We start from the raw sequence: 12,108 nt of genomic DNA, 5'->3' as shown, positions 1-12,108 counted from the left end.
CAAAAATTTAGATCTTCAGAAGTGAACATGAGCAATCAGCCTCGTCATGAGCTTCTTCTCGTCGCCGAAACTGTTGCCCGGGAAAAGGGAATCGAACGGGAAGATGTCATTGCCGCTATGGAACAAGCCATTCAAAAAGCTGCAAAAGCAAAATATGGTATGGATCGAGATATTCGGGCTGTGATCGATCGCACAACGGGAGAAGTTGATATTCAAAAATGCCTCACGGTTGTGGATGAAGTCCAAGAGCCGTTGACAGAAATTTTGTTATCAGAAGCTAAAGAACGAGATTCAAAAATCAAAGTGGGCGATGTTCTTACAGAAATGTTACCTCCGATTGAATTCGGTCGTGTAGCAGCCCAGAGCGCTCGTCAAGTTATCTTCCAAAAAGTTCGCGATGCAGAACGTGCCCAGCAATATATTGAGTATAAAGATCGCATTGGTCAAATCATCAGTGGTTTGGTTAAGCGCGTAGAATTTGGCAATGTTGTGATGGATCTCGGCCGCACGGAAGCCATCTTGCGACGTGAGGACACTATCCCGCGCGAGACATTTCGCGTTGGTGATCGTATTCGCGTTTATATTGCAGATGTGCGTCCTGAAGCCAGAGGCCCTATGATTTTCTTGTCCCGAACCCATCCTCAATTCATGATGAAGCTGTTCGAACAAGAAGTGCCTGAAATCTATGATGGTATTATTGAAGTTAAGGCTGTTGCGCGTGACCCTGGTAGTCGTGCAAAACTTGCTGTTTATACCACAGACCCAAGCATTGACCCCGTCGGCGCTTGTGTAGGTATGCGGGGAAGTCGTGTACAAGCTGTCGTATCCGAACTCCAAGGAGAAAAAGTCGATATTATTCCTTGGTCTAGCAATCCAGCTACTTTTGTGGTCAATGCTTTGGCCCCCGCAGAAATCATAAAGGTTGTTTTGGATGAAGAAAACCACCGTGTAGATGTTGTCGTTGAAGAAGAACAATTAAGTCTCGCCATAGGCCGTCGTGGACAAAACGTGCGCCTAGGGTCTCAATTAACCGGGTGGAATATTGATATTCTCACGGAAGCTGAAGAAACAACGCGTCGCACAGAAGAGCATGCAAATCGGACGAAATTGTTTATGGAAACGTTAGATGTCGATGAAATGATTGGTCAATTGTTAGCATCAGAAGGTTTTGCAACTATTGAAGAAATTGCCTATGTTCCCATCACTGAGTTCGCTAATATTGAGGGATTTGATGAAGAAATCAGTCAAGAATTACAAAGTCGCGCCCTCACTTATTTAGATCAACGAGATGTAAAAGTTCTTGAAGAATGCAAAGAGTTGGGTTTATCCAAAGAAGTCATGGATATTGATGGCTTAACCTCTGAAATGTTGTTAAAGTTAGTTAAAAGTGGCGTAAAATCCTTAGATGATTTTGCAGATCTTGCAGGAGATGAGCTAGTCGATATTGTTGGTAAGTCGAATCTTCCCCTCGCAAAAGCAAATGAAATGATTATGGCAGCACGGTCCCATTGGTTTGAAGATGAAAAAGATTCGCAATCTGATTAACATGAATGTTTAGGTGAGTAATAGTATGAGTAAAGCGACCGATCAGGGAGAAAAAAAGAAAACCCTGACCTTAAGTAAAAAACTAGATGTAAAAAAGGTCGTTGAGTCTGATCAAGTTCGACAGAGCTTTTCTCATGGTCGATCAAAGACAGTTGCTGTAGAGGTTAAGCGCAAACGCGTCCCTATGCCTGGCGAAGTTGTGGAAGAGAAGCCCATCGAAACTCCTCAAGTCCAAGCTGCTCAAGAGTCGCCTGCTGAGGAAGTTTTAAAAAACACAACTCCTACCGGGAAACATTTAACAGAAGAAGAACTTATCAATCGTCTAAAAGTTGTTCAAGATGCCCTAAAAGTGGGTGCCATGGAAACGGAAGAAAGAACGCGGCGGGAAGCTGAAGAAGCCGAATGGCGACGTCAAATGGATGAGTTGAAAGACCGTCAGCAGGAAGAACGTACGCGAAAAGATACTAAACAAGCTTCCTCGCCATCAGAATCAACTCCTGAACCGATTCTTATGACACCTGACGCTTTGCCCAATAAGCCAGATACCCATACAGATGGACGCCCTCATACCCCAATTGCTTCAAAAGTGAGCGATGATGAGGAAGATGAAGACGGAGGAAATCGTCGAAAAGCAGGTACCCGTATTCCTGCAAAGAAGATCGAAGCCCCTGTTGCAAAAAAGGAATTCGAGCAACCTCGTAAATTGAATCGACAAACCATAACACGTGCTTTATCTGGAGAAGAAGAAAGCAGAGGCAGATCTCTGGCATCCTTAAGGCGCGCCCGTCAAAAGCAAAAACAAAGCATGGAACAAACCGAACAGCTGAAAGTTGTTCGAGAAGTTATCATTCCCGACATTATTAATGTGGGAGAACTTGCAAACCGAATGGCTGTGCGAGGAGCTGATGTCATCAAGTCCTTGATGAAATTGGGAATGATGGTCACGATTAACCAACCCATTGATGCAGACACTGCGGAATTACTTTGTAGTGAGTTTGGACATAAATTTAAACGCATCTCAGAAGCTGATATTGAACAAGGGCTTCGAGGCGCAGATGATGAAGGAGGTGACTTAGTTCATCGGGCTCCTGTTGTCACTGTCATGGGCCACGTTGATCATGGTAAAACCTCTCTTCTGGATGCTTTACGTAAAACGGATGTGGTAAGTGGAGAAGCTGGAGGTATTACTCAGCATATCGGAGCCTATCAAGTTACCCTAAAGTCCGGCCAAAAGATTACGTTTATCGATACCCCTGGTCACGCTGCCTTTACAGAGATGCGTGCTCGGGGTGCCAATGTTACTGACATTGTTATTCTCGTAGTTGCTGCTGATGATGGCATTATGGAACAAACTGTTGAAGCTATTCACCATGCCAAAGCTGCCCAAGTTCCCATGGTTGTGGCTATTAACAAGATGGATAAACCCGATGCTAACCCGGACCGCGTTCGATCTGAGCTCTTGCAGCATGAAGTCGTTCTCGAGGAATTTGGGGGAGATATCTTGTCCGTTGAAGTCTCAGCAAAAAAATTGTTAAATCTCGATCTTCTTGAAGAAAAAATTCTTCTCCAAGCAGAAGTTTTGGATCTGAAATCAAATCCAAATCGATCTGCGGAGGGTGTCGTTATTGAGGCTCAAATTGATAAGGGCCGAGGAACAGTTGCAACAGTCTTGATTCAACGTGGAACTTTAAAAGTTGGAGATATTTTTGTTGCCGGTACAGAATGGGGGCGCGTTCGTGCACTCGTGAATGATCACGGCCATAAAATTGAATTTGCTACGCCAGCAATGCCTGCAGAAATTTTGGGCTTTAATGGCGTTCCTTCCGCGGGAGATGAATTTTTTGTTGTCGAAACAGAAGCCCGTGCCCGTGAAGTTGCAGAATTCCGTCAGCGTCGGGAAAGAGATGCAAAAGCTGCGGCTTCCGCCCGAAATTCTATGGAACAAATGATGACTCAAATCGCCGCAGGAGAAGTACGAGAACTCTCTCTTGTTATTAAGTCAGATGTTCAAGGATCTTTAGAAGCTATTCAAGCTAGCCTCGGCAAACTCTCTACCAATGAAGTCAGCATTCGGGTTCTTCATGGCGGTGTAGGGGGCATTAATGAAAGTGACATCACTTTAGCCAGAGCCTCCAACGGAATTGTCATAGGATTTAACGTCCGCACGAACCCACAAGCCCGCGAATTAGCAAAACGAGATAATGTTGAGATTCGCTATTACTCTATCATCTATGATGTTATCGACGATATGAAGGGTATAATGAGCGGAATGCTTGCCCCCACATTACGTGAGAAATTCTTAGGCTTTGTTGAAATTCGTCAAGTCTTTAGTATTAGTAAAGTTGGAAAAGTTGCTGGATGTTATGTCACTGAAGGCCTTGTCAAAAGAGATGCGAAAATAAGACTATTGCGCGACAATGTCGTAATTCATGAAGGCTCCTTGAAGTCTCTGAAGCGCTTTAAGGATGAAGTGAAAGATGTCAAAGAGTCCTATGAGTGTGGAATTGTTTTAGAAAATTACAATGACATTCAAGAAAAAGACATCCTTGAATGTTATGAAATCGAGAGTATTGCCCGACAAATTTAGGGCTAAAATCAGGAAAATGACGTCACGACAAAAAGATAGTTTATTTACCCCCCCCAAAGCCCCCAGCCATAGACGACTGCGAGTTGGTGAAGAAGTGCGTCATATTCTATCAACTTTATTTTTACGTGCAGAGTTTCCAGAACCCGGACTGCCAACTTCCGTGACCATCACGCAAGTCCAAATGTCGCCTGATTTGCAGAATGCCACAGTTTACATTATGCCCTTAGGGGGTCAATATCGTGTGGAAACAATAAGTTATCTTAAGGAGATAACAGGATATATTCGACATCAGCTTGGCAAAGAATTGAAGTCAAAATTCACTCCGACTCTCCGATTCCGACTTGATGAGAGCTTCGATGAAGCCCAAAGAATTGAAAAACTTCTTAAGGAAAAAATTTAAACCTCAAAATTCCTTATTTGCAAATTTTCTTTATTTCTAACAGCTCATATAAAATACGAGATATGTTATTCAACAGGTTCTTAGCTTGCTCTGTATCTAAATCAGGAGACTTATCTTTAGGCTCTATTTCAGACCCAATGACGTCCACTTGAATATCTGCGCGAGCCGCTTGAAGAAGGACACGACGAATAACACTTTCTTGATAAAAGATATAGGGTTGATTAGAAATAGCAACGTATCGACCCGCTTTAGGATGGAATTCCTTTAACCACTGGATAATGGTACTCTCTGTTGTCGCTCTTCTTTCTCTTCCTCTGGGGGAGTACACATAAAACACGTTACTCATCTCAAGGTCTTCATGGCGGGACTGAGAAAATACGAGCTTAATCATCTCCCCTTCATCAGTTACCGGCTTTCCAGATGAAACCCAATCCTTACGAAAAGGAATAATTTTATTGTCCGAGTTCGTTAAGCTCGCAGCCGTTTCTCCAACCTTTTCATCAAGGGGTCTTTCTCCTGTTAAAATATAAACGGGAAGAGTCAGCGCCAACTTGCGTAACCGATATTGATCATTTAAATATGCCAGTCGATCACGCACTCGGGACAATGTTGCTCCTAAGAACAAAATTCCCCGAGAATTATGAGCCGAAGTTTCCGGATCAATCCGAGGGGCCAATCGTAATGACTCTAAAGATATTTTGATAATGTCTTGAGTCTGAGCTGGAGATAAAGCCGGCTTTGTATTGTCATCTTCCCACCGCTCTTTTTTAGGATTGCCCAGCCATGAAATTCGAGGATCTCTTTTTCCCTGAACCGCGGCAACAACATCATCTAATTTGCGTGATTTAAGATATATGAGTGGTGCTGGCCACGAAGTTTCCGCTTGAATCGGGTCTCCTTCTATGCGAATTCCCGTCAGCCCCATCAATTTTACAATAGAATCTGTTACCTTACCCTGTTCAGCAAATAGAGAGGCTTTTTGAGAAAATGAATCGATTTCTCCCCGCTGGGATTTCCAGAAAAACAGAGAAAGAAAAGCAAGGGCTATAAAAGAACTCAGGAAAAGATTGCGTTTCATGTTAGCCTTTCTTCTTTATAAAATTATTAGCTCACTTTAGAATAATTTTATTATGCAATGCAATACACTGACAAAAAAGCAGAACAAACAAGGAGAATCAATTTTGATTGAGACTCGCCCGAGACCGCGTCATCCACAAACGCATCGGAATACCCAAGAGAAGAATAACCAATGAAAAACATACCATCTTAAAATTTGCTGCCCATATAGCCCACCCGGTAAAGAGAAGAGCTCCAAGACCCAATGCAATTTTGGGAAATGTGTTTCTACCATCGCGGAACAAGAGCTTCAGATAGGCTAACACACAGACGCTATAAACAATTAAAATCAATGTTACCGCGATTTCGATAACGAAATTAAATTGTTCCATTAAGGTATTTTGCAAAGACAGCAACAAAATAGGAATAGAGCAAAGTGAAGAAATCAACACCCCCCAATAAGGCGTACCATGACGAGTTGTCTGTGTAAAAAATTTCGGAAACAACCCATCTTCCGCTGCCCCATAAGGAATACGTCCCACAATAATTAAGAAACCATTTAGCGTCCCTAAACAAGATATAACTGCGGCCAAAGCCACTGGCATACCCCAAGCTCCACCAAAGATGCGCTGCGCAGCATCTGCATATGGTGCCTTTGACTGCAAAAGATCTGCCGGCGAAACAACGCCCATAATAACTACAGCACCCAAAACATAGATGATTGCTGCAATGATAGTTCCTAAAATAGTTGCTTGAGGAACTGTACGAGAGGCTTGATGAACTTGACCCGCCGGAACTGTTCCCGTCTCAAGCCCCACAAAACACCACAAAGCTGCCAAAGTTGCGGCATTGAGGGCAGCACCAAATGATTTATCTGATACATTGATATGATGAGAAAATGTAGAAATATCTATGAAACAAAGACCAATAATGGGCAATAACAAAAGGGGAATAACCTTCAAAATCGTAATGAATAGTTCTGCACGTCCCGTTACCTTTAAACCCAGGAGGTTAAAAATTGTCAGGCTGATAACAATACAAACCTCAAGGATGAAGTGTGTTAAAGAACTCAAACCCCCGCTAATAACAGAGATATAGCCTACAGCACCAATGGCTAAAGCCGGATTGCTAATCCATGTCAAAAACCAATATCCCCAACAAATGTAATAGCCTACCGTGTCTCCAAAAGCTTCCCGAGCATAAAGATAAGGACCACCCGTTTTGGTTTCCTGAGAGCTCAAATCAGCAAAAACTAGGGAAAGTAGGATCGCACCCAATGAAGCGGCTATCCATCCAAATATACTAATTGTCCCATATATTGCTAAGGTAGCCGGCAATAAATAAACGCCAGATCCAACCAAATTCCCTGTAACGAGAGAGGTCAATGGCCAAAGGCCAATTTTGTCAGCTTTGTGTCTTGTCGACATCAGTATCTCCTAATAAAAATATATAACAATATCTCCCGGGAAGGGGGAAAATAATTAACCTAAATTGTGTTAATGAAAAAATAAAATATAGCGCTAGCTGCGCTTGAGGGATTTAGATGGAATCATAATAAAGATGGTCCGCCCTATAACAGAGAGGAGGAATTCTTTATTTTTATGGCTTGAAGGCCCTATCATTTTTTTATCCGCATCAATTGATTTTGAATTAAAGATATGAATATTCAAGAATAAAATGTCAAGGAATATTTTAATGGCAAATGAGGGTCTTAATTTTTCTGAGCTCGCCACTTTACAAGATACGCTTCTATTTGACGATCTAACCAACCTCCATGCCATTGGAGACGAATAGCTTCTAATTGTGAAAGCGCATCTTCTGGCTTCATTAATTTTGTCTCCAAGCGATGACATATATAATCAAAACAAGCAATAGCCCGCACTAGGGGAGAGGTTGCTTTTTCCATCAATTCGCCCAAAATTTGCATGGCAGCTTCTGGTTTTATCTGACTCATCAAAACTCTGGCTCGAGCGAGCTCATAAACCTCTCGTTGATTCGAATGTTCAGGACTTAATTCTTGTTCAAGAAATGCTTTTAAAGTTTCAAGGTCCTGGACCGCAATACCCGCCATTAAAACGATCGACACGTATTGTTGCCGTAATGGTTTTGGATAAGATTTAATCAGGTGTTTGGCTTCTTGAAACCGAGCCCTAAGCTCTTGAAGTCGTTTAGAATTTATAGCAATGTTATGAGAATGTTGAAGAGCATTGACCGTCGACAACCAAACTTGAGCTTCTGGTTCAGTTTGCAATGACCATAATTGCGTTTGAGCTTCTGACAAGCGATTCAGAAGAAGACTCCCCATGCCATGAAGCATGTGGAACAATGGCAAATCTGTAATGCTAGGACGCTCTTGGGCCAAATGAGCTAAATATCCCATTGCCTCTTCTATTCGACCATAACTCAACAATAGCCAAGCTATTTCTAATTCACCGGGACCATGTTGACTGTGGGGTAAATCCAATAGTTCTTCATTTATCTTTTGGCATCGCGCAACCCAATCCAGATCTTGGGCATCTGTAAAAAATCCGATAGATTCAACTGCGGGACGGACCCGATCTCTGTCTTCAGAAGCTGAAATTGCTAAACCATCTGGATGGGAGAGCTTGATTGCATGAGAGGAGACCTGGAGCGCCATATCCTCCTTTACCAGCTGAAAACCAATACCTTGAGCCGAACTTAAAAGATGAAATTCGGGAAAAGTTTGATGTTTCTCTCTTCCCAAGCCCACTCTTAGGGTTGGAAATATAACGTTAATATACCCCGTCGTAGAATCGATAAACCGAACTTCCTTCCCTGAGTTTTCTAACTCAACAACGAATCCCTCCTCTTTAGAGTGAGGAAACTGTAAAATCACTTCATGCTTCAGCGTTATGGGTTGTGGTTTAAAAATGATTTGCCACTTATCCCCTTCTTTTTCAATGTCAGGCATAAATTCAGGATCTGTTGTGATTTGTAAGACGACAGCATCTTTTACGGGAATAATCTGAATGCTTTTAATTGCCGTAATCGGGTATTCATTCAAATCGGGAAGTGTCGGTATGGCGCCCTCATCAAAAACAATCCACCACTTTCCATTTTTAAGGCATACAGACTCTTTTACAACAGCCAGAGCTGGCTTTTTTTTGCCCCAATCAAAACTTAAAATTGACCCACGCGAATCAGAAATAAGAGAAACATCCAACTGGCTTGACGTTGTTTGCGAATGGCTTTCCGAACCGATCTCCCCAATGTCTATCTTTGGATCTTGCCCCCAAATCGGAAGTATTGTAGGCCCAAAATTCACCACGAAAAACAACCCCACACAAAGACTTACTTTTAAATTTTGTGAGTGCATGATTATTTTACTTCTCATTTTTTAAGGCAGAATACAGAATAATTTTATTAAATTAGTTTGCATTCAAATGGCTCGCCACAAAATCCCAATTTACAAGATGTGTCAAAAAAGTATCCACATAATCTGGACGGCGATTTTGATAATCAAGGTAATAGGCATGTTCCCAAACATCACAAGTTAATAAAGCTGTTGCCCCATGAACCATAGGAAGATCAGCATTGGCGGTTTTCATAATCCGCAAATTACCCTTCTCAACAACCAACCATGCCCAGCCACTGCCAAATTGTGTTATAGCAGCTTGTTTAAATTCAGCAGCAAAAGTTTCATAGGATCCAAAAGTTTTTTCAATAAGCATTTTCAACTCACCTGTTGGCTGTCCACCGCCCCTAGGCTTCATACAATTCCAAAAAAACGTATGATTCCAAACTTGGGCTGCATTATTAAAAATGCCTGCCTTTTCAGGTATCGTCGCCGTCGCAAAAATAATCTCTTCTAGAGATTTATCTTGAAATTCCGTATTTTGAATCAAATTATTGAGATTTGTAACATACGTTTGGTGGTGTTTCCCATGATGAAAAGTCAAAGTTTGTGCGGAAATGTGTGGCTCTAACGCATTGATATCATAAGGTAAGTTAGGAAGTGTGTGTGTCATAAATTTTCTCCTTTATTTCATCTTGGGCACTTAATTGTAGAACTGAGCTAACGTTAAATTATCCCCCTCGTCAAGATGAATTTCGAACCTCTTATTGACATGATTCTTTTTAAAAATTATGAAGTTGCTGCCCGAGGGACTCTCCCTGCCTCTCCTTAAAGAGACCTCCTATCGATAAGACCTTAAATTTCGAGAAAAAATTTAGAATAAGTCCCTATACTTTTTCTGACAAAACACTTGCGGTCAGCCCCCTATTCCTCGTAAAACTATATACAAATGAACATGGGAATAGAAGGATTTCAAAAGTGAGAATACTGTCACGATTTTTGGGAAGTTTTTCAGCTGATATGGCGATTGACTTGGGTACTGCCAATACTTTGGTTTATGTCAAAGGTCGAGGTGTTGTTCTAAATGAACCTTCTGTGGTTGCGATTTCAATGAACAAAGGAAAAAGGCAAGTTCTAGCAGTTGGTGAAGAAGCCAAACTTATGGTGGGACGTACACCCGGCGGCATCCAAGCTATTCGCCCTTTGCGGGATGGCGTGATTGCAGACTTTGAAGTCGCTGAGGAAATGATTAAACACTTTATACGTAAAGTCCATAATAGACGTAGTTTTGCAGCACCCCAAATTATTATTTGTGTTCCTTCTGGTTCAACGGCCGTGGAGCGACGAGCCATTCAAGAGTCTGCAGAAAGTGCGGGCGGTCGTCGTGTTTTTTTGATTGAAGAACCGATGGCTGCTGCCATTGGGGCTGGCTTGCCGGTTACAGAACCGACAGGATCCATGGTTGTAGACATTGGGGGCGGCACAACAGAAGTTGCTATATTATCCTTAGGGGGCATCGTTTATGCTTGTTCCGTGCGCGTAGGGGGTGACAAAATGGATGAAGCCATTATCAACTATATCCGCCGTACTCATAACCTTCTGATTGGAGAAAGCACCGCTGAAAAAATAAAGAAGGAAATTGGATCCGCAGTCATATGTGCCAATAGCCAGGAAATCAAAATGTGTATCAAGGGTCGCAGCTTAATTAATGGCGTTCCCCAAGAAGTTGAGATTAATCAAAAACAAATTGCTGAAAGCATGACTGAGGTGGTTGCCGCTATTATCCATGGGGTTAAAACTGCTCTGGAAAATACCGCCCCGGAACTTTCGGCTGATATTGTGGATCGTGGCATTGTCATGACAGGGGGAGCGTCGCAACTCAAAAATCTTGATAATGTGTTGTCTCAGGCAACAGGTTTACCGGTTTTTGTAGCAGAAAATCCTCTTACATGCGTTGTTCAAGGCACTGGACATGCCTTAGAAGAAATTAAAACCCTACAAAACGTTTTGGTAAGTATGTATTAGAAATTGTGAATAATGTAAGCTTTGGCATTTTCAGGAATTGTAATCATAATTTTCTTAATTTGCTGATGTGTTAGAAAATAAGGTCATCGCATCTCCCTCTAAAGTTCTTGCGGTGTTATGTCACAAATAAATGCAACTAAGATTCTTTAATTATTCTTAAAAAGACTCTTTAAAGTCAGCCGGGAGTCCGTTATTATAAGGGCAGTTCTTCCCATGCGAATGGCTTAAGTTATTCAATTCGAAAGAACTCACTAAAAACCTTCGTTTAACCAAGAGGTGTATTTTTTTATGACTAAATTTGCACCTTCCGGACTAAAAACGCTAGCGCTGAAACGGCAGCCCTCAAGATCTACACTCTATCCGACTTTTCTTAACCGTCTTTCTTTAAGCCAACCGTCTTATCCTTTGGGACTTTTTACTTTTCTAGCAGGTGCTCTAATCATTTTTACTTTATCTATTCGGGACAATAAGGCCGTTCAACATTTAAACACGGCGCTCTTGGATATTACGGCACCTCTTATTGATGTTATCAGCCAACCGTTTACAGCCCTTACGTCGTGGAGTGATGTTTTGCGTACACACCACAGTCTACGGACGGAAGTGACAGTTTTACGGGAAGAAAATGAACGATATCTGACGCTCATACAAACATTACGCCAGCAAACTCTAGACCAGCAACAACTTCAACAACTTGCCAAAGCTATTCCCGACCCCAAAATTGAGCGTATTTCTGCCCGAGTTATTGGACGAATTAGTGATGGCATGAATACAATGCTAACCATCCAAGCTGGCGAAGGCATTACCAAAGATCAAGCCGTAATTACGGCCGAAGGTGTGGTGGGAAGAATCAGTGAGGTTGGAGGATTTTCAACACTCTCAGCTCGTGTTATGCCATTGACAGATTTATCATCTCGCATTCCTGTTGAAGTGGAGTCAACTCAAGATCATGGCATTGTTGCGGGTCAGAATGGGCCTGAATTACAACTCATCCATCTTGAAAAGAGCGCTAAGGTTAAAGTCAAAGTTGGTGATCGCTTAATCACTTCTGGCTACGGGGGAATTTTTCCTCGGGGGCTTCCTGTCGCTGTCATCACTCATGTTACAAGTGATATTATAAAAGCCCGTCCCTTCGTCAAAGATACACCTTCTTTTGTGACAATTCTTCTTGGCCTTTGAATT

The 12,108-nt window shown here is 42.1% G+C and carries 9 protein-coding genes; 5 read left to right on the top strand and 4 right to left on the bottom strand.

Going from position 1 to position 12,108, the window contains the following annotated elements:
• The first annotated feature begins 27 nt into the window (after positions 1-27).
• From nusA to rbfA, 3 genes are read left to right on the top strand one after another with little or no spacing between them, the layout of a single operon-like run.
• Positions 28-1,545, top strand: a complete 1,518-nt coding sequence (gene nusA, locus FJX03_05870; GenBank protein MBM3633212.1) for a transcription termination/antitermination protein NusA — start codon at positions 28-30, stop codon at positions 1,543-1,545.
• Between the two features lie 25 nt (positions 1,546-1,570).
• Positions 1,571-4,132 carry a translation initiation factor IF-2 gene (gene infB / locus FJX03_05865; protein ID MBM3633211.1) on the top strand — a complete coding sequence of 854 codons (2,562 nt, stop codon included), beginning with the start codon at positions 1,571-1,573 and terminating at the stop codon, positions 4,130-4,132.
• Positions 4,068-4,532 carry a 30S ribosome-binding factor RbfA gene (gene rbfA / locus FJX03_05860; GenBank protein MBM3633210.1) on the top strand — a complete coding sequence of 155 codons (465 nt, stop codon included), beginning with the start codon at positions 4,068-4,070 and terminating at the stop codon, positions 4,530-4,532. Before infB ends, rbfA begins: the two co-directional genes overlap by 65 nt.
• A 13-nt stretch (positions 4,533-4,545) precedes the next feature.
• On the opposite strand, the gene FJX03_05855 is transcribed toward rbfA, so the two are convergent.
• The 4 genes from FJX03_05855 to FJX03_05840 form a co-directional block, all read right to left on the bottom strand.
• Positions 4,546-5,610: a hypothetical protein gene (locus FJX03_05855; GenBank protein MBM3633209.1), complete on the bottom strand. Its 1,065-nt coding sequence runs from the start codon at positions 5,608-5,610 to the stop codon at positions 4,546-4,548.
• A 97-nt stretch (positions 5,611-5,707) separates the two neighbouring features.
• On the bottom strand, positions 5,708-7,015 hold the full coding sequence (locus FJX03_05850; protein MBM3633208.1) for an amino acid permease: 1,308 nt from the start codon (positions 7,013-7,015) through the stop codon (positions 5,708-5,710).
• A 284-nt stretch (positions 7,016-7,299) separates the two neighbouring features.
• Positions 7,300-8,925: a hypothetical protein gene (locus FJX03_05845; GenBank protein MBM3633207.1), complete on the bottom strand. Its 1,626-nt coding sequence runs from the start codon at positions 8,923-8,925 to the stop codon at positions 7,300-7,302.
• A gap of 52 nt (positions 8,926-8,977) precedes the next feature.
• Entirely contained in the window at positions 8,978-9,577 is a 600-nt protein-coding gene (locus FJX03_05840) for a superoxide dismutase (protein MBM3633206.1), read from the bottom strand.
• A 311-nt stretch (positions 9,578-9,888) separates the two neighbouring features.
• Between FJX03_05840 and FJX03_05835 the strand changes: the two genes are divergently transcribed.
• Both FJX03_05835 and mreC read left to right on the top strand, forming a co-directional pair.
• Complete coding sequence (locus tag FJX03_05835) at positions 9,889-10,929, top strand: rod shape-determining protein (protein ID MBM3633205.1); 1,041 nt, start codon at positions 9,889-9,891, stop codon at positions 10,927-10,929.
• A gap of 288 nt (positions 10,930-11,217) precedes the next feature.
• Positions 11,218-12,105 carry a rod shape-determining protein MreC gene (gene mreC / locus FJX03_05830; protein ID MBM3633204.1) on the top strand — a complete coding sequence of 296 codons (888 nt, stop codon included), beginning with the start codon at positions 11,218-11,220 and terminating at the stop codon, positions 12,103-12,105.
• Positions 12,106-12,108: the final 3 nt, after the last annotated feature.

The sequence above is a fragment of the Alphaproteobacteria bacterium genome, assembly GCA_016870095.1.
Classification (GTDB): domain Bacteria; phylum Pseudomonadota; class Alphaproteobacteria; order Paracaedibacterales; family VGCI01; genus VGCI01.
This window is presented reverse-complemented; position numbering and strand designations above follow the sequence as displayed.